Origin of the sequence: Pseudoalteromonas sp. OANN1 (assembly GCF_024124685.1) — a bacterium.
Lineage (GTDB): Bacteria > Pseudomonadota > Gammaproteobacteria > Enterobacterales > Alteromonadaceae > Pseudoalteromonas > Pseudoalteromonas piscicida.
Genome location: NZ_JAMXSE010000009.1, coordinates 79,604 through 105,705 on the forward strand (window position 1 = coordinate 79,604; position 26,102 = coordinate 105,705).

The following is a 26,102-nucleotide window of genomic DNA, read 5'->3' on the forward strand; positions in this document are numbered from 1 at the left end:
CTCTACACCAATTTTGCCAAGCCAAAGCCTGCAACAAATAACACCCCAAGCCAAGCCGTAAACAATAAAGGCACGCGACTCTTTTCCTGGTTTGCGACTGGCACTAAATTAGTGGGTAGCGCCTCTTTTGCAGCTTGAACAGCGATTGCTTTCGTTACCTGAGTTTGCGATGCCGAGTAAGCACCTAATAAACATCTGTCGGCCAACAAGTTTATTAATCTTGGGATCCCAGCTGTCACTTGATGTACATAGGCTACCGCATCGTGGTGGAACAACGCTTGCTGACAACCAGCTTTTTGCAGTCGGTGCTGTATATAAGCAAATACTTGCGATTCGCTAAGTGGTAGCAAGTGATAACGTGCTGTGATCCTTTGTGCCAATTGACGTAACTCGTTGCGCTGTAACAAATGCTGTAGCTCGGGCTGACCTACCAATACAATTTGTAGCAATTTTTTATGATCTGTTTCTAGATTTGTTAGCAGCCTAAGCTGTTCAAGTACCTCTGGTGCTAAATGCTGAGCTTCATCAATGATCAACATAGTATGACCACCACTATGATGGTTCTCTAACAATCTATGCTTAATCACATCGGTAAGCGATTTTAACGTGGCGTTGTTGCTGTCATAAGTAATCCCCAACTCGTCACAAATCGTCGCAAGTAGTTCAAGCTCTGATAGTGATGGATTAAGTATAAAAGCAACTTTCGTTGATTCAGGTAATTGAGCCAACATGCTGCGTGTTACTGTGGTTTTTCCCGTTCCCACTTCACCTGTCAGTAGCACAAAGCCACCCGCGTCACCCAACCCATAGGTTAAGTGTGCAAGTGCTTCCTTGTGACGTTCGCTAAGGAATAAAAATTCAGGATTTGGAGCAATCGAGAAGGGTTTTTCAGTTAACCCAAAATAGCGTAAATACACGACTTGTCTCTTTATTGTTATGATGCGCTCTATAATGGCAAAATCCGGTTCAAGATAAAACCTCGAATCGCAGAAAATGGAACATAGAAAATGAAAACCTACCTCGTCGGCGGTGCAGTTAGAGACGAACTGCTAGGGCGCCCAGTAAAAGAAAGAGACTATGTCGTCGTTGGCAGCACACTCGAGCAAATGAGCAAACTTGGTTATCAGCAGGTTGGTAATGATTTTCCCGTGTTTTTACATCCAACGACCAAAGATGAGCACGCACTTGCGCGCACTGAGCGTAAGAGTGGTCAAGGATATACCGGATTTATTTGCGACTTCGGCCCTGAAATCACACTGGAAGAAGATTTACTTCGCCGAGATCTTACCGTTAATGCAATTGCTAAAGATGATGATGGTTCACTTATCGACCCTTATGGCGGTCAAAAAGATTTAGAAAGCAGAATTTTACGCCATGTCAGCAGTGCTTTTAGTGAAGATCCACTTAGAGTGTTACGAGTGGCCCGATTTGCAGCTCGTTATAAAGAATACAACTTCACCATTGCCGCTGAAACTTGGCAGCTTATGCAAACCATGGTTGCTCACGGTGAATTAAAAACCTTAACCAAAGAGCGTATTTGGCTAGAAATAGAAAAGACAATCCAAGATAGAGGTTTGGGGCACTTTCTACATACCGTTTGGAGGCTCAGTGCGCTTGATGCTGTCACTCCATATATCCCAACATGGGATAAAGTAACCTATGAAAAGTTCCAACATGCACTCTCTAAACTTGAAAAAAATGATGAGTTAGATGGGTTAGCACAATTCAGCCTTGCCTGTTACTTTTCGGGTACTAGCTTGATTCAGTTAGCGCAAGCAAAACAATTCAAAGTACTTAATAGTTACATAGAAAGCAGCAAAGAGCTCATCACAAATCTCGATTTATTGAGCAAGGAAAGTAAAACACCGGAGGATTGGCTTATTATATTACAAAATATTGACGCATGGCGCAGACCTGAGAAATTAGCGCGTTTTTGTTATATTTGTAGCAAGGTAAGTGATAATTTACGCGTGCTTTGTGACAAACTTACACAGAACTTTTTAGCAACTCGCAACATAGACGTACAAGAGATCATTGCAAAAGGCTATCAGGGAAAGGCTATTCAAGAGCAGCTCAAACTCAGACGCCTAAAAGCTATACAGAACTAGCCATCTATCGTGAAAAGATAGGTTGATTTTCAGCCTATCTTTAAAAGTTCCCACAAAAATGATCTCCAAAATATCAAACGCTCATTTTTAACACAGCAAATACTACATAAAAATTACAAATACAGCTACAAATACGCTCAAAATTACCGCTAAAACTTATACCATTCCTATCAAATATAAATTTATTGTTCTCAAAACAATAACAGAATTTGTAAACACTCACTAACCGTAAACAAAAGATGACACAACAAACAAATATAACCCCATGATTAATAAAAACAAAATCAAAACAGGAACAACAAAATCACACATTACACCTTTTATAAACATCATACACATTTAGACAAAAGCCATATTTAACAATTGTTTATGGTAAAAACGCTGCACCTATATTGCGATATCTCCTCTTTCATATGTATGGAAAGAGTTGACCGTCGTTATAAACAAAGTAAATAAGGGTCAAAATGTTGAAGAAGTTAAATCTAGTTACCGCGGGTATCCAAGTTGCTTTAGTGGCCGGTGCCGTAAGTAGTTCAGTAGCTGTTGCAAACGAGCAGACAGAAGCAAAATCAGTAGAGCGTATTCAAGTTACAGGTTCTCGAATTAAACGTGTCAACCTAACTTCGCCGACTCCAGTTACCGTTATCGGTGGTGTGGAGCTTGAAAACCAAGGCATCACAAACGTAAATGACCTTTTAGCTGAAATGCCTCAAGCAACAGTTGGCCTATCTCCAGAGAATACTACTAGCTATATCTATGCATCAGGCTTAAATACAACTGACCTACGTGGTTTAGGTTCAGAGCGTACATTAGTACTAGTTAATGGTCGTCGTTTTGTGCCTGGTTCTGTTGGTGACACTGCAGTAGATTTAAACAACATCCCTACCTCTATTATTGAGCGCGTAGAAATCGCAACAGGTGGCGCAGCAGCAGTATACGGTGCTGACGCTGTAGCTGGTGTTGTAAACATCATCACTAAAAAGTCATTCGATGGTGTAGAAGTTGATGTGTCTACAGTAAAGCCTGAACAAAGCGGTGGTGAGGAATATTTCTTCTCTATTACAGGTGGTCAAGAACTAGAAAAGCTATCTTTCATTACCTCTTTAAACTACACCAAAAATGAAAGCTACGCGAAACTAGACCGTGACTTCTTCAAGCGCGGCATGAGATCTATCTCTAACCCTGCAAATACAGGTGGTAGTGACGGTATTCCTGCTGATATCGAGTTTAATCACCCAACAGCGCTTGGCTATTACTCAGAGCGTGGTGACTTCTTTGCTTGGACTGGTACAAAGACACGTGAAGCGTTTGAGAACCACCACTTCACTTTCGATGAAGACGGTACAATGCGTCCATTCGATTACGGTCTTGGTCTAATCGATGATCCTAACCCAGCTATTTCAAAGCGTGCTGCTGGCCGTTACACGTATGACGAAGCAAACCCTGGTGATGCTATCTTCAGACACGGTTATAAAGATTATTTCCGCACACCACTTGAGCGAATGATCGGTACTCTTTACGGTACATATGAGCTGAATGATGAACATGCACTTACATTTGATGCGACTTATTCTAAGACAGAAGCAACGACTGAAAGTAGCCCTGCATTCTTCTCACACACAATCCGTCGCGATAGCGCATTTGTAAACGATGCCATGGGTAAAGTGATGGATGACGCAGGTCTAGACTCTGTAACACTTTATCAAGCAAACGAAAACTTATGGGGTGACCGTAAGTATAACCAAGAGCGTGAAGTGTTCCGTTCATCAATTGGTGCTGAAGGCATCATTAACGATGACTGGAGCTACAGCACATACTTCCAATTCGGTCGCATCGAACAAGACACGCTGTGGACTGGTGAAGTTTACAAAAACAACCTAGCTAATGCGATTGACTCTGTATTAATCGATGGTCAAGTTGTGTGTGCTACCCGTGATGCTGAAGGTAACGTGACTGGTGCACGTGAAGGTTGTGTACCATTCAACCCAATGGGTGCAACAAGCGCAACTCAGGAACAACTAGGTTATATTTCAACGACTGCAACTCGTTTTGCAAGACACGACCAAGCAGTATTTGGTGCAACGGTTGATGGTGTATTATTCGAATTACCGGCAGGTTACGTAAGTGCAGCGTTTACAGCTGAGCACCGCCGTGAAGTTGCTAAGATCCGTCCATCTGAAAACATGGAGCAGGGCCTTATTAAAGGTAACTCAAGCCTACCTATGGATGGCGAAATCGAAGTTAAAGAATTCTCAGCAGAGGTTTCTGTACCGCTACTGATGGATGAATTCCTAGCTACTGACCTTACTTTTGAAGGTGCATACCGCTACATGGATTACTCTGTAACAGGTGGTGACGATGCTTGGAAACTAGCACTAAACTGGGGCGTGACTGACGAACTACGTGTACGTGTAAACCGTTCTAAATCGGTACGTGCGCCAAACCTAGGTGACCTGTTTACTCCAAACTCTAAAACTTATAGCTCAGGCCGTGCAGACATTTGTCGCGCAGATTCAATTGCAGAATTAAGCAGTGACTACAAGTACAGAGATAACATCATCAACAACTGTCAAGCTGCTGGTCTAGCTGCTGGTTGGATGCCTTCTGATGAATGGTTATCTGGTGGTAGCTTACCTGGTTACATTCAAGGTAATACTGAGCTGAAAAACGAAGTATCTAATGACTACACTATCGGTGTAATTTACACGCCAGAGTTTGTTGAAGGCTTGGATCTTACTGTTGATTACTGGTCATTTGAAATCGACGGTGCAATTGAGTACTTTGGTCGCGACAGTGTTAAGCTATGCTACGAAGCATCTTCTCTAGATAATCCGTTCTGTAGTAACTTTGTTCGTAACAAAGATACTGGTGAAATTGAGAACTACTATGCGCGTCCAATTAACGCAGCACAAATCACCAAAAAAGGCATGGACTTTGAATCTGCATACAAATTTGACGCATTAAACGGTGAGTTTGCACTTAAACTAACTGCGACTTATTTGATTGAAGATAACCAAAACTCAACAGGCCGTGCGGAAGACTTCCGTAACTACATGGGTGAAACGGATGACGCACCACGCTGGAAAGGCCGTTTCAGCGCGCTATACACGCATGATGATTCTGCATACGTAGTAACAGTAAACTATCGCCACAGCACTGTTGAAGATAACGAGTGGACACCTGAAGATAACAACTTCAACGAGGTTTCTTCTTATACTACTGTAGATTTCATGTATAAAACTTACTTGGTTGAAGATCTACAACTACGTGTTGGTGTAAATAACGTGTTTGATAGAGAGCCGCCTCGTACACCTTATACATACGATGACGGTGAATTCTTCGATGTTAAAGGTCGTCGTCTATCACTAGGTATGAAGTATAACTTCTAATCTGCTGTAAAATTTCGATCCGAAAGCCTCCTTTTTGGAGGCTTTTTATTTAGCCCCCCCACCTTTTATCGTATTTTCGACGCAATTGGACAAACTTGAGTATTCACCTCTCCCCGCTTATGATTTAATACTCATGTTAATTTTTTTGTCATTAAGATTTCGTGTAGCAAGGCAGCTAGTTATCCATGAAAACAAGCAAGTTAAGTATTCGACTCCTTTGGTATATCACCCCGCTTGTGATATTACCCTTGCTGTTTCTTGGCGGATTTACGCTCACGAATGTAACTAGCTCAACGCAAAAACAAGCCAAGCTCATTGTTAGTCGTTTCGTTGAACAACAACAGCAGAAGATGTTCAATTATATTGAGATTTACCAGTCAACAACAAAACTGCTCTCAACCTCTCCAGTACTTAGTGACTTTCTTAATTCGGCCAACCTTGAAAGGATGGAAAAAACCAAACGTTTAGGTGCACTGATGGATGTATTTGCCAGTTATAGTGAAGCCTACCCAGATATTATCAGCATCAATCTTTTATCTCCCAATGGCAGAAGCTCCGCATTTTATTCCAGTAACTTAGGCGAAGCGCCAAACCTCTACCCTTTCGCCAAACAAATCATGCAAAGTAACTTGCGCCAACATCAATTTATGGTTGCCTCAAGTGCAGGTACACAGCTGTATTTTGTCCAGCAAATATACAGCGTAGATTACGAGCTCAAGCAACCTAGACAACAAGGTTATATCGTCGTACAAGTCTCTCCTTCTCTTTTAAGTACCAGTATTCTCGAAGCACCTTACGACAATACGCTAAACCTATTAGTGAGCATTGATGGTGAAGTGTTATTCAGCTCAGATACGAACCTCATTGGCCACTACTTAAGCGCCAGTGAAATAGAAGAAATTGGCTATATTGCTGACCTTGGGCAATTAGACTCTACCGTTATTCATAGTATTGATAATGTAGAAAGGATGACCTACAGCGCGCAACTAAGCGGAGGCTACTTTTATATTTCTACGATCCCTAAGTCGCTACTTTACCGCTCAGGTAAAACTATTAGTCTGATCACTGCATTGATCGTTATTCTATCTGTAGTTACTTTGCCCATTTTGATTTTTATCGTGGTCCGCAACCTGTTGCTCAACCCCATAGAATTACTGGGGGAAGCGAGCCATAGAGTCGGAGATGGTGACCTAATGGTGGCGCTACCTGAGCATAACAGTGACGAAGTTGGCATCCTTTTCCGAGATTTCAACCATATGATCGGCCAAATTCGTACCTTTCAGCGAGAGCTTGAGGATTACAAAGAGCACTTGGAAGAAAAAGTTGAAGATAGAACCAAAGAATTAGAAGAAACCAATAGCAAGCTAGAAGTTGCTATTGTAGAAGCCGAGCAGGCAAACCAGCTTAAAAGCCGCTTTTTAGCTAACATGAGTCATGAGATACGCACCCCGCTGACCGCTATCATGGGGTTTACTGAGCAGCTTATACAGCATCCTAATTCTCCAACCTCAAAACAGCACCTAGACACAATTTTAAGAAACTCTAAACACCTTTTAGAACTTATCAATAATATCTTAGACCTTTCGAAAATTGAGGCTGAAAAGCTGGATGTGGAAGAATCAGAGGTCTTGGTAATGCCACTCATCAATGATATTGAATCCATCATTGAGCCGATGACGAATGAAAAACTACTGAACTTTTCCACAGAATTTATTCTACCCTTGCCTGACAAGCTTTACACCGACATTACTCGCTTAAAACAAATCTTGCTTAACATCGCAACAAATGCGGTGAAATTTACTGAGTACGGTGGCGTTCATTTAAAAGTGGAGTTTAGACCTGAATCTGAAAAGTTTATCTTTAGCATCAAAGACACCGGAATTGGCATGTCTCAAAACGAACTAGAGCGCGCATTTAAGCCTTTTGAGCAAGCCGACACAACAACAACTCGACGCTTCGGTGGCACAGGGCTTGGCCTTTGTATTTCAAAGAATTTAGCTCAATTGCTTGGTGGTGACGTGCATGTTCAAAGCCAACAAGGCACAGGAAGCTTATTCTCTGTTGAGGTGTCTGGTAATTTCAAAGAGCGCTCTTACTCTTGGCTAAACGCACTTGAGCGACCAAAACAACCAGATAACAGTAAAACCCATATTGCGGCGGTAAAAGAGCTTGATGCCAAAGTGCTTGTTGCGGAAGACAACCCCGATAACCAAGAGCTTATTACACTGCTACTGTCTAACTGGGGCATAGTTCCTGATATTGCTAATAACGGTGCTGAAGCGGTTGAGATGGCGCTGGTTGAAGACTATCAACTGATATTAATGGATATGCAAATGCCAGTCATGGGTGGTGAAGAAGCAACACAAATGCTCAGACATGCTGCGTATGATGGACCAATCATCGCACTTACCGCAAACGTGATGAAACATGATATAGACAACCATATTAAAGCAGGGTGTGATGCCACTCTAGGCAAGCCGATAGATAAAGAATTGCTAGGTAAACTGCTACTAGAGTACCTTGAACTTCAAAATGATAAGTCTTCTTCATGGGATGCCTTGTTACAAACCGAAAAGTTCTTACAAATAAGTCGTAATTATGTCGAAAAGCTACCGTCACAGCTAGTTGAGCTGCAAAAGCTTTATGATACACAAGAATGGGAGTCTTTAAGGGCACTGGCACATAGTATCAAAGGCAGCGCGGGTTGCTTTGGCTTTATGAATATTCATGAAGCCGCAGGGGAATTAGAAACAAGTTTGCAAAAAACGCAAAATAGTAACCGCCATTACTATTTGCTTAAGCTCACTGAGGCTATGCGCTATACCCTATCAATAGACCAGCCAACGGATAATAGTCACTTAGGCTAATGGTAAAGCCATGAGCATTGCATCTTCACGACCATGAGTGCTCGGGTAGTAGTTTTTTCTCAAGCCCATTTCGACAAAGCCATAGCGATGATATAACGCGATTGCCGTAGTGTTTGACGCTCTTACCTCAAGAAAGATATTTTCTGCCTGCAAGCTCTCCGCTTGCGCTAACAAATCTTCCATGAGTGGCTTCGCGTAGCCCTTACCTTGATAATTAGGACGAATACAAATATCCATCAAGGTTAAGTCTGGGCCCGCACGCTCTGCAACGTAGAAGCCTACCAGCGTATTACCATCGACAATAGCCGTATTAAAGTAACGACCGTGAAGGCAAGACTGCATGGTTTTCTCACTCCAAGGAAAAGCATGACAGGCTTGTTCTACTTGCATAATCTCATTAAGTGGAAATTGTAGTAAACCACCTTGCTTAACTTGCATCTTGTTGACTCCAGATTATTTGCCACAACTCACGCTTTTGAGCCGTACTTAGTTGTGCACTTGGCAAACTCAATTGGTTATCCTGAAGTGCAATCGTGTTGCCCATGACAACCTCAATTTTTCTACCCGTCACCAATTCAAAGTCCTGCAACAAAACAGCCGGTAAAGCTATTTGCTGAAGCTCATTTGCAGCAGTAGTAACAACAGCGTTAGGGTCAAGATGTGCAAATGTAGAATTTAGCTTTAGCGGTACAATATCAAGAATATCTGCGTAAATCGGATTCATGGCTAAGCAGCTTAATTTTTTAAGGGAGTTTACTTTGAAAAAATGCGAAGTGCAAAATAAGAAGTGGCAGGGGCGGCAGGACTCGAACCCGCAACCATCGGTTTTGGAGACCGCTGTTCTACCAATTGGAACTACGCCCCTGCAATGTCGACGCATTATAAAGCGCTTTTTTGAAAGGTAAAGTGAAAAATCACTTTTTTGATTCAACTGCTTCTAAAACAAGCAAAATGGCGAATATTTATCATATTCGCCCTTTTCTTAAGCGGGTGCTAACTCATTTTAGAGTCATTATTCCCACTAGAAGATCAACAAGAAGAAAATATATCTACATAGCAGCTAGTTAGAAAGCTAGCTGTTCTCGATACCATCATCTATACCATGCGCAGAATTTTTGATTTTTTATTGCTCATCGGCGTTTTAGTTCAGCTTTGGCCTAGGCCGAAGATTCTTGTATATCACGACGAAGCTCTTGTATCTCTTCAACACTCAGCCGTCGCGGACCCGAGGTAATTCTATCCATCTTATGCCTCCAACTGATCACCATACATTTTAAGTGGTTCGTCAAACCGAGAGTTACCAGCAGAGAACTTAGAGGATATTTTTTGATCATTTTTCATACAAACCTTGAAAACCATCAATGCTGCTCAAAAATCACACAGCGAGGAATAACCTCGTTAAATAAAAAGATCAAATCATGGGTTTGAAACCAGGACCAAAACCAATTGCCAGATCAACAGGCAAGCCAGATCAACGTCGACGTGACAACAAAAGAACTCCTGGAAACACTCCAGGCCTAAAGCCGAGTAAATCCTCGAGCAAGTAACTCTACCTCAATATCGGGTCAGTGTAAGCGGTACTGACTCTTGTTGTTAAAACCCGCTTCTGCCCCAAAACAAGCTAGAAAACTTTGTTCAACGGGGTATCATCGGTTCTAACCGAATATTGCTTAGTCAGCATAAATTTGACGATATGGTTTAAAAATGGCGAACGAGCTCTCATTGAGTTAGCTCTAAAAGTTGACTGTATTTATATACAGTTTCGCCGTACTTCTCCTATAGTCAAGAAAACGACCCCGAGGGTCGTTTTTATCCTTTTCATAATGATGAAAAATATCAGTATAGCAACAAGTTAGTTATTATGATAAAACTGGTACAATGAGATTAATGACCCATGACTCGGTAGAGAGACGACCCATTGGGTCGATATGAAATTGTTAGATTTTTTCGTAGAACTGTTCCAATTTTAGGAGAATATAGTAAAGTGCTTCTGGGCGATGGTGTAAGGGAAAACATACTCCGCAAGGAGAGTATTTGTGAGGTTCGAATCCTCACCGCCAAAGTTTATTCCATGAGTAAACTTTGGCGGTGGTAATTCAACATGTCTAGAAACCCTTCTAAAATTTACATGCAACATGTAGCTAATCTACGAGAACTCGAATTAGCAATAAGTCACACTGGCCGAATGGCTCGTTCAGAAATCGCATCCAAGGACCCTCAGCAAAGCTTAAGATCGTTACTACGTCTATACTCCTTTTTGATTGGGGCGTGGGCAGAGACTAGATTAAGAAAGTTATTGCACGAAGAATTTGGTTTTAACGAAATAGAAAGAGCCAAGATCACAGATAAATCGTCCCAGCTTGAACAGTGGCAAGAAACTATCGATTTGGCTTTTAGAAAGCATCACAGAATAACAAAAGCACCTCTTGATGAACGCTCTCTTGGTGTAGCACACGCTGCGAGGAGAGGAGCCTTACATGATGTGCTATCTAATGAGCTACGTATCATAATTGAAATAAGAAATAAGCTGGCCCATGGGCAATGGATTTACCCATTTAACAGCGACGAAACAGCCGTGGAGCCAGATAAATACAAGCTAATCAACAAAGAAAACTTTCAATCTCTACAATTCAAGTTTTCACTGATTGGGCATCTTGCAGACGCTGTCCATGATTTGGTAGTGAGTCCTGCAACATTCGAGCGTGATTTTGAAGATCACTTTAAAGAGTTATTTCAAGTACGCACTAATTTAACAACCAAAAGCTACGAGAAATACGAGAGTGGTCTAATTAAGAGCAGAGAAAAAGCTCGTGCCACAAGAAAATCTAACAAGTAGCTGCACAGGAAAAATTACTCGCTGCGCTCCCAATTTTCCTGTGAGCTAGGCGTTAAGGCTCGGTATAAGATACGAGATAAGAAATTATGAAGATTGATAAATTGGAGTATCATTTTCATACTCTAAGTGGAGGATTTGAACTTAGAGTTGAAGCAAACAATGAGAAGAGTATGGGAGCTCTTTATGAACTGCACTCTATTTTCTTTGAAGTTAAGAATAAACGTTTTGTTTACGATAGTGAAATTCATTATGTAACAATGAAAATGAAGGAGGAAGTGAGGCTATATACTAAGAAGTTTGAAAGATATATTCCACAAATTAACCAGTTGAATAGTGCTATTTCTAAAATGGAGTGTGGTGAAGGCTTTGCTTTATTGAGCAAAAAAATTGATTCTACAATAGATGAAATAAGGGTTATCAACGCAGTATTATCGAGCAACTCATTTTCAATTCCCGATCTTGGGAAACTTAGTAGTGATGATCTTTGCGCATTTAAAAAACAAGCTTATAACTATAGATTTTTTAGCCCACGAGTTGATCTAAGAATTCTAATAGGACCAGCAAGAAAGAAGGATCGTAAATGTAGATTTTGTGGAGAGACCACTTATACAGGTGTTACCTTTAAAAAAGTAGCTCATGCGATACCCGAGAGTCTTGGTAATAAAAATATTATTTGCGCTGACGAATGTGACACATGTAATCATTTTTTTGGTAAGACGTATGAGAAGTCTTTAGTTGAATATTTTAACTTTTTTAGAGTAATAGATGGTGTTAAGTCTAAAGAAGGTTTTCCTTTTATTAAATATCAAAATGGATATGCATTTCATCGTGACGGATTGTCTCAGGTTTATTCTGAAAACATGTTCATGAATGAGGATGGAAGTGGTTCGATAAAGTTAAAGTCAAATGAATATTATAGTGATAATTATTTTTATAAGGCTTTGTGTAAAATAGCACTATCAGTAATAGATACAGAAGAATTAGAGTCATTAGAATTGACATTAGATTGGTTAAAAAACGAAAATAATGCAGGTCATCGCTTGCCTCTTGTAGGTTTAAGAATGACACCAGAGTTCTATGTAAGTAAACCAAGAATTATTGTTATGACAAGGACCAACGATAGTTTAAGCACTCCCCATGCTATGGCTGAGCTTAAGGTAGGATTCTATAGTTTCTTTTTCATTTTACCATATTCCGATAAGGACGAAATTAGCTATTGTACAGAAAGTGAGCTTGAGGTGTTATTTAAAGTTTTCCCGCAATATTCTCCAAACGTTGGTTGGAAGTATAAGTCACACATTAACAATGAAATGAAGAAAATTGAAGTTTCAATCAATTTTAGCTCTTAAACGGTTTGAGCCTTAACAAACTGTTTAAGAGTGATTCGCAACGCGTGGCATTTTTACTATGCGTTGCGTTTAGTGTTTAAGGTGGTATGCGGAAGCTTCGGTATTGCGTTGCTCACACCTTAACAGGGCGCTAAGCCCATGGAAATTTGTATGCGAAATTCATCTAATACAGCCGACGACCTAGGTCATTTTTGTCCTTTGGCGAGTTATCCAGTGACTCGCCTTTGCCCCAAAACGTGTTTAGACGAATTACTAAAAAGAGCGAACTTCGGCCATTCAAAATTGCTTTTCTATTTCGTCAAAGTATATTGCTTGCATATTCAGGAAAGCGACCCAATCGCTCGTTTTTGTCTTGAGACAAAAGCTAGAACAACTGCATTTTAGTAGTAATGGCAATTAATTAAGAAGTTTGCTACAAATGAGTGATTCAGAAAAACGAGCGACGCTGTGGTAGAAAAACGCGCGATTCGCTCGCTATAAACAAGTTAGATGCAAAAACTTAAAAAAGGAGATTACCGTGAAAAAGATGTTGGTTATATTAATGGCGCTTGTATTGTCAGCATGTACAAGCGTACCTGCTAATTCACCACAACTTAATCAGCGAGTCAGTGATGGAGTTGAGAAGCTTAAACAGCAGCACTTTGTAACCTTGGATAAGGTGTACCGCCTTTCGATAGCGAAGGTTAATGCGGATTATGACAAGATATATGCTAAAGCACTAAATATATTCAAAAGCAAGAATGGAAAAGATCCTGCTAGCGAGTCAGACTACAAAGTAGTTTCTATAATTGCTGCGGGCATTCGAGAAAATATTATCGAAAGGCTTCGAAAGGATAATTTAGAAATAAAAAAATCCATAGAGGATAATTATGACTTGGTGTCGGGCGTAAACAATGAGGTAACTTCATACCTATATTCCGCAACAAAATTATCAGAGGATAGAAAGGAAACAACAGAGCTTATTAGTAAGTTGACCAATATAGATCTAGATTTAGAGAAGAAATTCTTAGAGCTAGACAATAAAACCCAAAAGGCAATAGAAGAGGAGATAAAGAAATGAGTGCATGGGATGAGGTAATGAGCACATATGGCGAAGATATCGAAAATGCTTCATCGGAATATATTAAAGCATCGAATATTTTGCCATATTCAATATCTGAGATTAAAGCAGTATTTTCAGAAGATGAACTTTCTGAAATCGCATCATTCTTAAAAGAAATGAAGGCTGCAACAGCTGACAATGAACGTAAATTACAACTTATCACACAATACAAACAAGTAGCCTTCGGCCTGCTAAAGCTAGCAAAGATAGTGGTGTAAAGCATCTAACACATATGAACCTTATCCGGTCAAGTAAGCATAACGATTCTTTTTAGCTGCTTTTAAGCAGCTAATTTGCATTGGCAACGCTTAAACCTGTTCAACTTCGTTATGTCGGTTAGCCGTTAAATCGTTTACGGCAAACACATATAGAGGGTCTCTTATTGCGATCTCATCGCTGCCTAAATCAGTCGATACAACTTATCGTTTAGGGCCACTAGACATTCATCGGTTAACCTTAATCTTGCACTACTCAAGGGGATGGCTCATTCGTCCAGTTAGTTAAAGGCTCAGCTAAGGTGTAAACGATTCAATTCATTGCTTAAATAAATGCGCACCAATGGGGTGTCTAATCAAGGCCAAATAGCTTATTACTTCGACAACACTTACCTGTAAAATTCAGCTATTACTGACAAAAACACAAATAATGCATGGTTGTTCGTGCTTATCTAGTTAGGTGTAGAGCTCACCCCATTGTGCGACTTAGCTTTTTAAAAAGCGTTCATCGTCGAATACCGTTTTGTTCTTAAGCATAAAATAAACACAACGACCGAGCTTATGGGCGAGCACTGAAAGTGCTTTGGCTTTGCTCATGCGTTTTTGTAATTTGTTTAAGTAGCACCGAGCTTTGTCATTTCCACGTAAATAAAGTACAGCGGCTTCACTGAACGCCCATTTCAAGTGTCCATTTCCAATTTTATTGCCGCTGGTGCCATAGGTTTTGCCAGCAGATTCTGCTTTGCACTTAACTAGTCGACAATAAGATGCAAATTTTTGAACAGACTCGAAGCGGTTAATATCACCAATTTCATACAAAATAGTCATGGCTAGAATAAGACCAATACCTGGTATGGTTCGCAGTTGTGCGTAATAGTTTGGTTGATGCTTTTTAGCTTTGCTCTCTAAATAATATTCAAGTTTTTTAAGCTCTTCTGCGTAGGCATCGAGGATGGCTAAATCAAAGTTAACATTGCGTTGTACGGCTTGGTCGTCAAAACGCGTTTGGAATTCTTGTCGAACACATTTGTTTTTCATGTGTAATTCGAGTGGCGGGTAGTTGTACTGGCTATTTGTGTTAACTATATGCGCTTTCAGTTGTGCGCCATGCTGAACCAGTCGCGTTCGTCTGCGAAGTAAATCGCGTGTTGAACGCATATTAGCAGGATAATTGTAAGCCAGCGGGAAGTTGCCACCACGCAATAGACTAGCGATTTTATAAGAGTCAATCTTATCGTTTTTGGCTTTACCACCGTGAATAGCTTTCATGTAAAGCGCGTGACCAAGCACAAAATCAATATCATGTTCAGCACATAAATCACTCACCCAATACCAACAATGCATGCATTCAACACCGATAACGATATCTTCGAGATAGGGCGAAATCAGTCTAAGTAATTCATGTTTATCAGCTTTTATTTTCTGATGAACAACTTTATTACCACGCTCATCAATAATGCAAACGTATAAAATGCGTGCATGAAGGTCAATTCCGCAATAATATTTATGAAAAGTAGTATAGAATTTCATTGAGCTTTCTCCTTTGGGTTTCGTCGCCTTGAAGTTTAGCTGTTCGCTAAACTTCGGGGAGAAGGTTCAATAAGTATCAAGTCAAAGCACTCGGACGCAGCAAAGCTGCGCCGGTGTTTGAGGCGTTAGCCCTAGCATGCGACTAAGGAATCATAATTAAGAATGATTAAAGATATACCTACTAGCTCTGAATTTAATTCTGCGGCAAAGGCTCAGTTTGATTTTGCGTGGGATATTGTAATCTCGTTTTTGTTAACCCTAGATGATGCTGGACGCTATTCTGATATAGATGAAGGAGATGAAATTGCCTTCTGGGAGACGGCGCGACAGAGAATATTGACTGCGCTAATTATAGTTCAGCAAGGTGTAGAGCTATCGTTAAAAGGAAAGCTTGTTTCAATTAGCCCTTATCTTCTTATTGCAGGTAACCCGAGTGACTGGCCAAAAGATCCAGACGGTTCTGGTGTTAGCTTCTCTGATTTCAGAGCATTAGATGCCCAAGATTTGATAAAGGTGCACAATACTGCCTCAACTTCTCAGCTTGATGATGATTTCGTAAACCTATTTGAAAAGGTTAGAAAACTTAGAAATAAAGCAATGCATACTGTCGATAGAGAGTTAAATGTATCCGCGCTGGATGTTGTTACCATATTACTTGAAGTGCATGAGCATCTATATCCTAGTGATAATTGGGTTTCAACACGAAGGGACTTTCTCTTTGAATCACCTGCTACTCATGTGCATTTCGATACCGATCATGTGAACGGGCTTATCGCTAAAGAGTTTCTGACGGTTTTCAATTTCTTGACACGATCTCAGATAAAAAGGTTTTTCAAAATAGATAAACGACAGCGATTGTATTTATGTCCAGAATGTCATTATGAAAGCGAAAAGTACGAAATGATCGAACCGAAATATGCTGTATTGCAGCCTAATGAGCCAGATTCAGAGCACTTATATTGCTTCGTATGTGATAGCTTGCACCCTGTTACAAGAACCGACTGTACAGCAGACGACTGTCCGGGAAATGTGATTAGCTATGAGACTGGTTGCTGCTGCACTTGTAGTTCAGAGCAGGGCTAACAAAGTAAATTTAAGTACGGACAAAAAACAGTTGGCTTTGTTCGTACCTCACATATTTTAGCCAACTATTATTAGCCGTTTATTTGCGGCGTTACCGAGCGTCTGCTTCCAAAAAGTCAGGAGAATTGCACTCTACTAGCCGAACGGCGGTTGTTGGCACACAACTGTCCTTCTTCCATAACACGCTTCTGTCCAGAAACAAGTTACAGCTTCACCATAATCGGTTTGATATATATGAAAATGTGGTCAGGTACTATTGTAGCCACAGCCCAAAAAATAGCAGGCCAGCATCACGATGAACATCACTGCGAAGAAACCAAATACCTCCGCAAGGCTTTTTAAGAAAGTAAAAATTCATAAAAAAGGCCAGTCAGAAATACTGGCTGGCCTTTTATTAATCTAACGAAAGCTAGGTTAGGTTTTTACAACCAAGCCTATTCCCACTCGATTGTCGCTGGCGGCTTACCTGATACATCGTAAACCACGCGAGAAATACCATCAATTTCGTTGATGATACGGTTTGAAACGTGGCCTAGTAGCTCGTATGGTAAATGCGACCAACGTGCTGTCATAAAGTCGATAGTTTCAACACAACGTAGTGAGATCACCCAATCGTATTTACGTGCATCGCCCATCACGCCAACAGAGCGTACTGGTAGGAACACGGCGAATGCCTGAGACACTTTGTGGTATAGATCCGCTTTATGTAGCTCTTCAATGAAGATAGCGTCAGCACGGCGCAGTAAGTCACAGTATTCTTTCTTGATTTCACCAAGTACACGAACACCAAGACCTGGACCTGGGAACGGGTGACGATAAAGCATGTCATATGGTAGGCCAAGCTCTAGACCAATCTTGCGAACTTCGTCTTTAAATAGTTCACGCAGTGGCTCAACCAGACCAAGCTCCATATCTTCAGGTAATCCACCCACGTTGTGGTGAGATTTGATCACATGCGCTTTACCGGTTTTTGATGCTGCCGATTCGATAACATCAGGGTAAATTGTACCTTGTGCTAGCCATTTCGCGTTTAGGCGCTGGCTGGCTTGCTCATCGAACACTTCAATAAAGGTGTGACCGATTGCTTTACGTTTGTCTTCTGGGTCGTTTAAGCCGTTAAGCGCGTTAAGGAAACGCTCTTCAGCTTCTACCTTAATGATGTTCAGACCAAACTTATCACCGAACATATCCATTACTTGCTGGCCTTCGTTCAAGCGCAGCAGGCCATTATCAACAAATACACAGGTTAGCTTATCGCCAATCGCACGGTGAATAAGCATTGCAACCACTGATGAATCAACACCACCAGATAAGCCAAGGATAACTTCGTCATCCCCTACTTTCTCTTTGATACGCTCAATTGCATCTTCAATGATTTGCTCAGGCGTCCATAGTTTTTCACAACCACAGATATCAATTGCAAAGCGCTCTAGTAAACGCAAACCTTGCTGAGTGTGCGTTACTTCTGGATGGAACTGTACACCATAGAAACGCTTTTCTTCCCAAGACATTGCCGCATGAGGGCAAGTATCCGTTTTCGCTGAAGTTTTGAACGTATCTGGAATTTTAGCAACTTTATCGCCATGGCTCATCCACACGTCTAGGAAACCTGCACCATCTTCGATGTGATCTTCAATCGCTTCGAATAGCTTACAGTCACCTACTTTCTCTACTTTTGCGTAGCCGAATTCTTTTTTATCTGAGCTATGTACCTGACCACCAAGCTGCATTGCCATCGTCTGCATACCGTAACAGATACCCAGTACAGGCACACCGGCTTCGAATACGTAATCTGGTGCTTTTGGGCTACCTTCAAGCGTTGTTGACTCTGGGCCACCTGATAGAATGATACCTTGAGGATTGAACTCACGGATTTGCTCTTCTGTCACATCCCAAGCCCAAAGTTCACAGTAAACACCAATTTCACGTACACGACGTGCAATTAGCTGAGTGTATTGCGAACCAAAGTCTAAGATCAAAATTCGGGAATCGTGGATATCTTTGCTCATTGATAATCTCGTTAGTTAGGAACTAAACAGGATAAAGCCGCATTGCGTCTCTATCAAAAGTAATAAGGGCTAGCAACTTGCTAGCCCAGAAACACGCCTTGAGGCTTAACCCATACGGTAGTTAGGCGCCTCTTTGGTGATCTGCACGTCATGTACGTGAGACTCACCCATACCCGCAGAAGTCACACGAACAAACTGCGGCTTAGTATTTAATTCAGTGATAGTTGCACAACCTGTTAGACCCATTGCACTGCGAATACCACCGATTTGCTGATGGATAATCGTTGCGATTGGTCCTTTGTATGCTACGCGACCTTCGATACCTTCAGGTACTAGTTTGTCAGCAGCATCGCTCTTCTGGAAGTAACGGTCAGACGAACCTTCTTTTTGGTTCATCGCACCAAGAGAACCCATACCACGGTAAGACTTGTAGTAACGGCCTTGGTATAGTTCAACTTCACCAGGAGACTCTTCAGTACCCGCCAGCATTGAACCTACCATTACGCATGAAGCACCCGCAACTAGCGCTTTTACGATATCACCAGAGAAACGGATACCACCGTCAGCAATCACTGGAATATCACGACCTTTAAGGCCTTCTACTGCATCAGAGATAGCAGTAATTTGTGGTACACCACAACCAGTAACGATACGAGTAGTACAGATAGAACCTGGGCCGATCCCCACTTTAACGGCATCTGCACCAGCATCAGCCAATGCAATTGCACCTTCAGCTGTTGCTACGTTACCTGCAACGATTTGTAGTTCTGGATATACTTCACGTGTCGCTTTAACACGGTCAATAACACCTTGAGAATGGCCGTGAGAAGTATCGATTAGAAGTACATCAACACCCGCATCAACTAAAGCAGCAATACGCTCATCAGTACCAGCACCAACACCAACAGCAGCACCAACACGAAGACGGCCTTGCTCATCTTTACATGCGTTTGGTTTATCTTGCGCTTTTTGGTAATCCTTAACAGTGATCATGCCTTTTAGTGCAAATGCATCATCAACCACTAAGATTTTTTCGATACGGTGTTCGTGCATTAGGCCAAGGATCTCTTCACGAGATGCGCCTTCTTTTACTGTCACTAAGTCATCTTTCTTAGTCATGACCGTTGAAACTGCTTTTTCTAGCTTAGTTTCGAAACGCATATCACGGCTAGTTACAATGCCTTCAAGTTGGTTGTTTGCACCAACAACCGGGAAACCTGAGAACCCTTTGTCCTGTGCAAGCTCCATTGCTTCTGCAATCGTAAGATCAGAAGTAACCGTCACAGGGAAAGAGATAATACCCGCTTCATACGTCTTAACTTTACGTACGTTGCGAGCTTGCTCTTCGATAGTCATGTTTTTGTGGATAAAACCAATACCACCTTCTTGTGCCAGAGCGATCGCTAAGCGCGCTTCTGTCACTGTATCCATTGAAGCGGAAACAAGCGGTAAGTTTAATTCAATCCCACGAGTCAAACGCGTTTTCAGGTTTGCTGTGTGAGGAAGAACAGTTGAATGAGCTGGTACTAAAAGTACGTCGTCAAAGGTAAGGGCTTCTTTTGCAATTCTTAGCATGTTCGCGGCTTCTCTCAAGTGAACTGAGTATAAGGAATTGCGTGCGAATTTTATCAGCGTTCCTTATGGGAGTAAATAAAATTTAGCAAAAAATGTGATAAAGTGACTGTGAATTTTTTATGGAGGCCAACATGGGATACCCCAATAATAATAAAACCTATTCTGTATCAAGACTTAACAGAGAAATACGCTCGCTCTTAGAACAAGGTTTTGCCTCTGTACAACTTACTGGAGAAATTTCAAACTTTGTTGCTCCGGCCTCAGGGCATTGGTATTTTTCTCTAAAAGATGACAAAGCACAGATAAAAGCGGCCATGTGGCGAGGTAATAATCGTTACTGTAACCACCGCCCTGCCAATGGTCAGCAAGTAATGGTACAAGCTAGAGTGTCAGTGTATGAGCCACGAGGCGACTATCAACTGATAGTCGAGCAAATGGCCCCTGCCGGTGAAGGTTTGCTCAAGCAGCAATTTGATGCCCTCAAAATGCAGCTAGCCGCAGAAGGCCTGTTTTCAGCTAGTCACAAAAAGCCTTTGCCAAGTGTCATTAATCGCGTGGGGGTCGTCACCTCAGCGACAGGCGCTGCCATCAAGGATATTTTGACCGTACTCAAACGCCGTGCCCCGCAGTTACAGGTCGTTATTTATCCGGCCCTAGTGCAAGGCGATGACGCCAAACAGCAGATTTGCAAACAAATCGCTCAAGCGAATGCTAGACGCGAGGTAGACGTATTGATCGTTGGCAGAGGTGGCGGCTCATTAGAAGACTTATGGAGCTTTAACGAGGAATCAGTCGCAAGGGCTATTTTTGCCAGCTCAATTCCGGTGATAAGCGCAGTGGGCCATGAAATAGATACTACCATTTCCGACTATGTTGCAGATGTCAGAGCGCCAACTCCATCGGCGGCCGCCGAATTAGTGAGCCCAGACTCAGAAGCGTTAAAACAACGTACTTCGCAGTTACTACAATATCTCAATCAAGCTTTTAAACGTCGCCTTGAAGGTGCATCACAGCGATTAGCAAACTTTGAAGCCCGACTGCAGTTACAACACCCTAAAAATCAACTAATGCAGCAAACACAGCGAGTTGATGAATTAGAGCAGCGATTAATTCGTGCTCAAGCCCATCACTTACGTCAAAAGCAATCGCAATTTCATTTGCTGCAACATCGATTTGATCGATTACATCCAGAGCAAAGAATCGCTCAGTTCAAACAATTGGTCGCACAACTCGGTGATAAGTTACAGTATGCAATGGAGCAAAAGCTTAACACACATAGACATCAACTCGCGGTATCAAGCGCAAAACTAGACAGCGTCAGTCCACTGGCGGTATTAGCTCGGGGCTATAGTATTGCCAAGCAAGAAGATAAAGTGATTAAGTCAGTGGCGGATATCGACCCAGAAAAGCCGATAATCACACAACTGGCTGATGGTGAGGTGGTGTCTATGGTAAAAGCAACCCAATAAGCGGATATAAAAATGGGGAAGCGATTTCCCCATTTTTAATCTAATAACCTTACAACATCGCTGAGGTGATTGACTCATTTTCGAGCTTATCATCATCTTCTAGGAAGTTTTGGTTCATACTCTCTGCAGGACATGGGCACGATGGCTTACCGACGACCTTAGCTGGGATCCCCACTACCGTAGTGTGCGGTGCAACAGGGCTGAGTACAACGGAACCTGCTCCAATTCGAGCGCCCTCTCCTACTTCAATGTTGCCAAGTACTTTGGCACCAGCACCAATCAATACACCGGCGCGGATTTTCGGGTGACGATCACCCTGCTCGTTACCCGTACCACCAAGTGTGACTGATTGCAGAATAGAAACATTATCTTCAATAACCGCGGTTTCACCAATGACTATACCAGTCGCATGGTCAAACATAATACCATGACCGACTTTACAAGCAGGATGGATGTCAACACCGAATACTTCAGAGGTTCTGCTCTGTATAAAGCGAGCCAGCTCTTTTCTGTCTTGACGCCATAAGCAGTATGCCAATCGATGTGCTTGGATTGCATGAAAACCTTTCAGATTTAAAATTACGTTGAGATAACTATCGGCAGCTGGGTCGCGATCTTTAACGGCTTTTATATCATGTGCAACATGAGTCAGCATGGTATCGCAGTGCACAAAGGCCTGATCAAACAGCTCGCGAATTGTAAATGCTGACACCACGGCATCCGCTAGCTTATTCGCAACGATAAAGCTTAATGCAGAACCAAGACACTCGTGATTTAAAATACTCGAGTAAACGTGACTAGCAAGCAATGGTTCGCGAGCAACCAATTCATTGGCTTCTTCGCGTAACTTATTCCAAATCTCATGTCTCATGTGACGAACTTCCGATAATACTGATACTTCTCATAGTGTAACGCTTAGAGTCATTAAGTGTCATGTATTATAAAAAATCAGGCTTCAAACACTTGGTTATATCTAATAACCAACCAACATATTTTAGTCCGGTTTTAAACGCCTTCAGTTGGACCAAAGATTCTTACAATTTTGCACTGTCGAACTGAACAGATCTTCGTATAATAACGCTCCATTGAATACTACCAACGCGGGATCGCTAATATGTCGATAAAGATCAAGACAACGGATACCAACAAACCAAATGGCACAGGGCTTGCGCGGATAGTCAAAGCAACGCATTGCTCAGCGAAAGGAATGAAAGCGGCCTATAAAGAAGAGTCGGCATTTAGACAAGAAACGTGGTTACTGGTGGCAAGTCTTCCTTTATCAATCATATTGGCGCAAAGTATTGCTCAGTGGGCCTTATTGGTCGGTAGTGTACTGTTGATATTGGTCATAGAACTTATCAACTCGGCAATCGAAGCACTGACAGATCGAGTGAGTACAGAGCATCACTTACTATCTGGTCGTGCAAAAGATATGGCATCAGCGGCCGTTACGCTGACATTATTAATTAGCTCATTAATTTGGATAGCTGCCGCAGTGGAGTGGTTCAACACCATAACCTAAAATTACGCGTGGTTTTGACACAAAAAAATGGCAGCTAAATTTTTAGCCGCCATTTTTATTAAGCTGAATAATCGTTATTCAAACACTTTTTCTACATCTAACGTTTTAATATTCTTACTTGGAATATTTAGCGGGTATGTAGCAATTTCAGCATCTTCTGCCAGCAATACATCAGGCTTTTTCGTGTTATAAGTCATAGGAGATGACTGCTCAGCACTTAGGCGCTTCGCCATATCTTTTGCATCACCAGTGATAAACACATAGTGAATATCTTCGGTCTGCAAATTCTCTTTGATAACTCGATTGATATCTTCAACAGACAGCGACGCTAGCTGCTTTGTCACATAAGCAACAAACTCATCGGTGTTGTAGAACTGGCTATCAAGTGCATAACCTAGCTGTCTATCTTGGCTCGCCACCATTTGCGGCACAAAGTTGATTAAGAAGTTACGTGTTGCTTCAAAGTCTGCTTTGCTCATCCCTTCTTTGATCAGCTTATCGAGTTCAAACAATGCAGTGCGCGTTGCAAAATGGGCATCGTTATTAGAACGAAGTGGGCGTAACCACACCTGGAAAATTTGCTCACTACGACCTAAGTTTGCATCCGGCTTCGTTTGGAACATACCACGAGGGAAGTATTCGATATATGCATAATCACCATAGTTCATGCCACGAACCTGACGGATACGCTGGTACAAGTGGCTGTTTGAACTGCGGTGCTCACCAAAGTATGAACGCACTAACCAAAGCGCGGCCCAGTCTTTACTGCTACGAACCGTGTCGATTGGGAAACCAAAAGAGACCGCTGTTGATTTTGCATTCTTTTCTACGATGGTTGCGTGATGGCCAGATAGTTTAGGGGCATCAGGCACTTGTAAACGCGCTTCTTCGCCTTTAGGTAAAGCCGCAAGGTCGTTAAACATCGCTTCTTTTAGCTGTTTATCGAGTGCACCTGTGATACCCACGTTTAGTTTAGCTTGAGTAAATTGCTGAGCGTAAAAAGCCTTAACGTCATCAAGAGTGATTGCTTCTAAGTCTGATAAATCACCAAAGTTATAGCTTTCGTATGGGTGGCCTTTGTACAGCTCGTGATAAAGCACTTCTTTACCTAGCTCTTCATCATTTGACGCTTTCAAACCAGCCTTAATGCCGTCGATTAGCTCTTTTTTCAGACGTTTAAAATCATCTTCTCTGAACCCCGGGGTCAAAAGCTGCTGACTCACAATGCCATACCATTGATCAGCATTGTCTTTATGAATACGACCACGTAAAGAAATCATTTCTTTATCGATTTGATAGCCAAAGCTACCAGCAATCGGGTACAGCGCCTTTTGAATTTCTTTGTATGATTGCGACTCACTTCCACCATTGGCAATCATAGCCGCAGTAAGCGCAGCAAGACCTTTTTTACCTGCAGGATCGGCAGCAGCACCTGTGTAAAAAAGAAAATTCACATCCACCAGCGGTGAGTTATTAGTCTTGTCTAATACGTTGAAATGACGTGTTACTGGCTTGTCCATTTTTGCCACTAACTTATCTAAGTTAACTTCCTTATCAAAACCAGAGACAGACTCAAGTGCAGACATCGTCACCGTTGTGCGGCTGCTGTCCACAAAGTATTTATTGGCAATATCACGAATATCTTTTGCAGTGACTTTATCTGCACTTGCATACAGTTCATTCACCACTTCAGGATCACGCTCAAAATGCATGTAGCTTGCAAGTGTCGAAGCAATAGATTGTGATGAATCAAGGCCGTTAATAAAGCTGTACTTTAGGTTTGATTTAAGTGCAGCAAGTTTATTTTCATCTACCAGCTCTGTGCGTGCTTTTGCGTAAGTGTTATTGATTGCATCACGCACTGTCGCCAAATCTTTTTCATCTTCTACTTTAACGAAAACATGTAGAAGACCAGGGTCTTTGGTTTCAGGGTTATAGGTAAACATTTGGCTTGCAAGCTGTTTGTCTACCACTAACTCTTGATACAATGCTGAGTTTTCAGAGAAATAAAGCTGTGAGATCAGATCAAGTGCCGCTCGGTCTTTTTTCTTCGGCTCCCATGCAGCGCCTTTATACGAAACTAGCAACCAGTGACCCGGTAAGCCATCATATTTTTCGTGAACGTAACGCGCTTTATCTTGCTTTGGCTCAACAGGAATATCGGCTTGGTAGTCACCCTTTTTCCAATTACCCCAATGCTTCTTCACCATAGCCATAGTTGCTTTAGGATCTACATCACCTACGATCACAAGTGATACATACTCAGGCTTATAAAAACGCTCAAAGAAGGTTTTACCATAGGCCATTTGATCTGGCATTGCTTCGATGTCTTCAAAAAAGCCCATCGTTGTGTGTTTATAGGTATGTTTATCAAATGCTTCTTTTCTTACCGCAGAAAGCAGTTTTCGAACCGGACTGGCATTATTTTTAAGGTATTCACCTTTCACAGTTAGTGCTTCGGTGCGGAACTGTTCTTCACTGTATGTCAGGTTTTGAAAGATATCCGCTTCGATTTCTAATACTTTATCTAAATGCTGCTTTGAGAAATTTAAGTGGTAGTTAGTGTAGTCGTTGGTCGTGTAGGCACGATTATCAACACCTGAGTTTTTCAAAATGTCCGAATAAACGTCTTGTGGATACTTTTCTGAGCCTTTGAACATCATATGCTCAAAGAAGTGAGCAAAGCCGGTTTTACCCGCTTCTACTTCATTACGCGAACCAACAGAAACCGGAATTTGTAGCGATACCACATCAGGATAGTTAGTTTTAACTACCATGACGCGAAGGCCATTTTCTAGCTCTTCCAAAACATAATCTTGGGCGAATACTTTATTGGATTGGGCAGCTTGAGTACTTACAGCTGACTGTTGAGCTTGATCTGAATTCGTCGCTGCGCAGCCACTAAGCGCTAAGCTTACGGCAAAGCTGGTTGCTAGTAATTTGAATTTCATGAATTTGGTCCTAATCATATTTTTTATTCTAAGTAAGTCGTGTTCACTTACGTTAGCAAACCTCCTGATTATGCCCCAAAGTCATACTAATTCGCTA

General features: G+C 41.7%; 19 protein-coding genes and 1 tRNA gene. 11 read left to right on the forward strand and 9 right to left on the reverse strand.

The window, feature by feature from the left end; genetic code table 11:
* Window positions 1-2: 2 nt before the first annotated feature.
* The gene (locus NH462_RS09995; RefSeq protein ID WP_253105597.1) at window positions 3-917 is read right to left on the reverse strand and encodes an AAA family ATPase; all 915 of its coding nucleotides are present in this window, start codon (window positions 915-917) and stop codon (window positions 3-5) included.
* A gap of 90 nt (window positions 918-1,007) precedes the next feature.
* Here NH462_RS09995 and NH462_RS10000 point away from each other — a divergent pair, with 90 nt between their 5' ends.
* From NH462_RS10000 to NH462_RS10010, 3 genes are all read left to right on the forward strand, one after another.
* Window positions 1,008-2,108: a tRNA nucleotidyltransferase gene (locus NH462_RS10000; protein ID WP_253105598.1), complete on the forward strand. Its 1,101-nt coding sequence runs from the start codon at window positions 1,008-1,010 to the stop codon at window positions 2,106-2,108.
* A gap of 464 nt (window positions 2,109-2,572) precedes the next feature.
* Window positions 2,573-5,497, forward strand: a complete 2,925-nt coding sequence (locus tag NH462_RS10005) for a TonB-dependent receptor (protein ID WP_253105599.1) — start codon at window positions 2,573-2,575, stop codon at window positions 5,495-5,497.
* 185 nt (window positions 5,498-5,682) lie between these two features.
* Complete coding sequence (locus tag NH462_RS10010; RefSeq protein WP_253105600.1) at window positions 5,683-8,364, forward strand: ATP-binding protein; 2,682 nt, start codon at window positions 5,683-5,685, stop codon at window positions 8,362-8,364.
* Here the strand turns inward: NH462_RS10010 and rimI are convergent.
* From rimI to NH462_RS10025, 3 genes are all read right to left on the reverse strand, one after another.
* Window positions 8,356-8,802 (reverse strand): ribosomal protein S18-alanine N-acetyltransferase, encoded by a 447-nt coding sequence (gene rimI / locus NH462_RS10015; RefSeq protein ID WP_253105601.1) that lies wholly within the window; start codon window positions 8,800-8,802, stop codon window positions 8,356-8,358. The two genes, NH462_RS10010 and rimI, sit on opposite strands and share 9 nt — an antisense overlap.
* On the reverse strand, window positions 8,792-9,088 hold the full coding sequence (locus NH462_RS10020; RefSeq protein WP_253105602.1) for a hypothetical protein: 297 nt from the start codon (window positions 9,086-9,088) through the stop codon (window positions 8,792-8,794). The genes rimI and NH462_RS10020 overlap by 11 nt, the downstream gene beginning before the upstream one ends.
* 64 nt (window positions 9,089-9,152) lie before the next feature.
* Window positions 9,153-9,229: transfer RNA gene (locus NH462_RS10025), tRNA-Trp, on the reverse strand.
* 1,431 nt (window positions 9,230-10,660) lie between these two features.
* Between NH462_RS10025 and NH462_RS10030 the strand changes: the two genes are divergently transcribed.
* The 5 genes from NH462_RS10030 (at window position 10,661) to NH462_RS10055 (ending at window position 13,869) form a co-directional block, all read left to right on the forward strand.
* Window positions 10,661-11,200 carry a hypothetical protein gene (locus tag NH462_RS10030; protein ID WP_253105603.1) on the forward strand — a complete coding sequence of 180 codons (540 nt, stop codon included), beginning with the start codon at window positions 10,661-10,663 and terminating at the stop codon, window positions 11,198-11,200.
* Between the two features lie 86 nt (window positions 11,201-11,286).
* Entirely contained in the window at window positions 11,287-12,549 is a 1,263-nt protein-coding gene (locus NH462_RS10035; protein ID WP_253105604.1) for an HNH endonuclease, read from the forward strand.
* A 150-nt stretch (window positions 12,550-12,699) separates the two neighbouring features.
* Window positions 12,700-12,933 (forward strand): hypothetical protein, encoded by a 234-nt coding sequence (locus NH462_RS10045; RefSeq protein ID WP_253105605.1) that lies wholly within the window; start codon window positions 12,700-12,702, stop codon window positions 12,931-12,933.
* A gap of 133 nt (window positions 12,934-13,066) precedes the next feature.
* The gene (locus tag NH462_RS10050) at window positions 13,067-13,609 is read left to right on the forward strand and encodes a hypothetical protein (RefSeq protein WP_253105606.1); all 543 of its coding nucleotides are present in this window, start codon (window positions 13,067-13,069) and stop codon (window positions 13,607-13,609) included.
* The gene (locus NH462_RS10055) at window positions 13,606-13,869 is read left to right on the forward strand and encodes a hypothetical protein (RefSeq protein ID WP_253105607.1); all 264 of its coding nucleotides are present in this window, start codon (window positions 13,606-13,608) and stop codon (window positions 13,867-13,869) included. Before NH462_RS10050 ends, NH462_RS10055 begins: the two co-directional genes overlap by 4 nt.
* Window positions 13,870-14,352: 483 nt before the next feature.
* Here the strand turns inward: NH462_RS10055 and NH462_RS10060 are convergent, their stop codons facing one another.
* Window positions 14,353-15,396 (reverse strand): IS110 family transposase, encoded by a 1,044-nt coding sequence (locus NH462_RS10060; RefSeq protein WP_010378863.1) that lies wholly within the window; start codon window positions 15,394-15,396, stop codon window positions 14,353-14,355.
* A 162-nt stretch (window positions 15,397-15,558) separates the two neighbouring features.
* On the opposite strand from NH462_RS10060, the gene NH462_RS10065 reads away from it, so the two are divergent.
* Window positions 15,559-16,479, forward strand: coding sequence for a hypothetical protein (locus NH462_RS10065; protein WP_253105608.1), 921 nt, complete (start codon window positions 15,559-15,561; stop codon window positions 16,477-16,479).
* Window positions 16,480-16,913: 434 nt separating this feature from the next.
* Here NH462_RS10065 and guaA read toward each other — a convergent pair whose 3' ends face one another.
* Together guaA and guaB are read right to left on the reverse strand one after the other, a co-directional pair.
* Window positions 16,914-18,488, reverse strand: a complete 1,575-nt coding sequence (gene guaA, locus NH462_RS10070) for a glutamine-hydrolyzing GMP synthase (protein WP_010374640.1) — start codon at window positions 18,486-18,488, stop codon at window positions 16,914-16,916.
* 105 nt (window positions 18,489-18,593) lie between these two features.
* Window positions 18,594-20,063, reverse strand: a complete 1,470-nt coding sequence (gene guaB, locus NH462_RS10075; RefSeq protein ID WP_017216512.1) for an IMP dehydrogenase — start codon at window positions 20,061-20,063, stop codon at window positions 18,594-18,596.
* 131 nt (window positions 20,064-20,194) lie between these two features.
* On the opposite strand from guaB, the gene xseA reads away from it, so the two are divergent.
* On the forward strand, window positions 20,195-21,532 hold the full coding sequence (gene xseA, locus NH462_RS10080; protein WP_253105609.1) for an exodeoxyribonuclease VII large subunit: 1,338 nt from the start codon (window positions 20,195-20,197) through the stop codon (window positions 21,530-21,532).
* Between the two features lie 49 nt (window positions 21,533-21,581).
* On the opposite strand, the gene cysE is transcribed toward xseA, so the two are convergent.
* Window positions 21,582-22,403 (reverse strand): serine O-acetyltransferase, encoded by an 822-nt coding sequence (gene cysE, locus NH462_RS10085; protein WP_045987778.1) that lies wholly within the window; start codon window positions 22,401-22,403, stop codon window positions 21,582-21,584.
* A 243-nt stretch (window positions 22,404-22,646) separates the two neighbouring features.
* Here cysE and NH462_RS10090 point away from each other — a divergent pair, with 243 nt between their 5' ends.
* Complete coding sequence (locus NH462_RS10090; RefSeq protein WP_102057465.1) at window positions 22,647-23,054, forward strand: diacylglycerol kinase; 408 nt, start codon at window positions 22,647-22,649, stop codon at window positions 23,052-23,054.
* 74 nt (window positions 23,055-23,128) lie between these two features.
* On the opposite strand, the gene NH462_RS10095 is transcribed toward NH462_RS10090, so the two are convergent.
* Complete coding sequence (locus tag NH462_RS10095; RefSeq protein WP_253105610.1) at window positions 23,129-26,005, reverse strand: pitrilysin family protein; 2,877 nt, start codon at window positions 26,003-26,005, stop codon at window positions 23,129-23,131.
* Window positions 26,006-26,102 lie beyond the last annotated feature (97 nt).

Coding starts and splice junctions, on each gene's coding strand:
- NH462_RS10035 (WP_253105604.1), top strand. CDS start 11,287: ATGAAGATTGATAAATTGGAGTATCATTTTCATACTCTAAGTGGAGGA.
- NH462_RS10020 (WP_253105602.1), bottom strand. CDS start 9,088: ATGAATCCGATTTACGCAGATATTCTTGATATTGTACCGCTAAAGCTA.
- guaA (WP_010374640.1), bottom strand. CDS start 18,488: ATGAGCAAAGATATCCACGATTCCCGAATTTTGATCTTAGACTTTGGT.
- xseA (WP_253105609.1), top strand. CDS start 20,195: ATGGGATACCCCAATAATAATAAAACCTATTCTGTATCAAGACTTAAC.
- NH462_RS10045 (WP_253105605.1), top strand. CDS start 12,700: ATGCGAAATTCATCTAATACAGCCGACGACCTAGGTCATTTTTGTCCT.
- NH462_RS10055 (WP_253105607.1), top strand. CDS start 13,606: ATGAGTGCATGGGATGAGGTAATGAGCACATATGGCGAAGATATCGAA.
- NH462_RS10065 (WP_253105608.1), top strand. CDS start 15,559: ATGATTAAAGATATACCTACTAGCTCTGAATTTAATTCTGCGGCAAAG.
- cysE (WP_045987778.1), bottom strand. CDS start 22,403: ATGAGACATGAGATTTGGAATAAGTTACGCGAAGAAGCCAATGAATTG.
- NH462_RS10060 (WP_010378863.1), bottom strand. CDS start 15,396: ATGAAATTCTATACTACTTTTCATAAATATTATTGCGGAATTGACCTT.
- NH462_RS10095 (WP_253105610.1), bottom strand. CDS start 26,005: ATGAAATTCAAATTACTAGCAACCAGCTTTGCCGTAAGCTTAGCGCTT.
- NH462_RS10010 (WP_253105600.1), top strand. CDS start 5,683: ATGAAAACAAGCAAGTTAAGTATTCGACTCCTTTGGTATATCACCCCG.
- NH462_RS10000 (WP_253105598.1), top strand. CDS start 1,008: ATGAAAACCTACCTCGTCGGCGGTGCAGTTAGAGACGAACTGCTAGGG.
- guaB (WP_017216512.1), bottom strand. CDS start 20,063: ATGCTAAGAATTGCAAAAGAAGCCCTTACCTTTGACGACGTACTTTTA.
- rimI (WP_253105601.1), bottom strand. CDS start 8,802: ATGCAAGTTAAGCAAGGTGGTTTACTACAATTTCCACTTAATGAGATT.
- NH462_RS10090 (WP_102057465.1), top strand. CDS start 22,647: ATGTCGATAAAGATCAAGACAACGGATACCAACAAACCAAATGGCACA.
- NH462_RS10005 (WP_253105599.1), top strand. CDS start 2,573: ATGTTGAAGAAGTTAAATCTAGTTACCGCGGGTATCCAAGTTGCTTTA.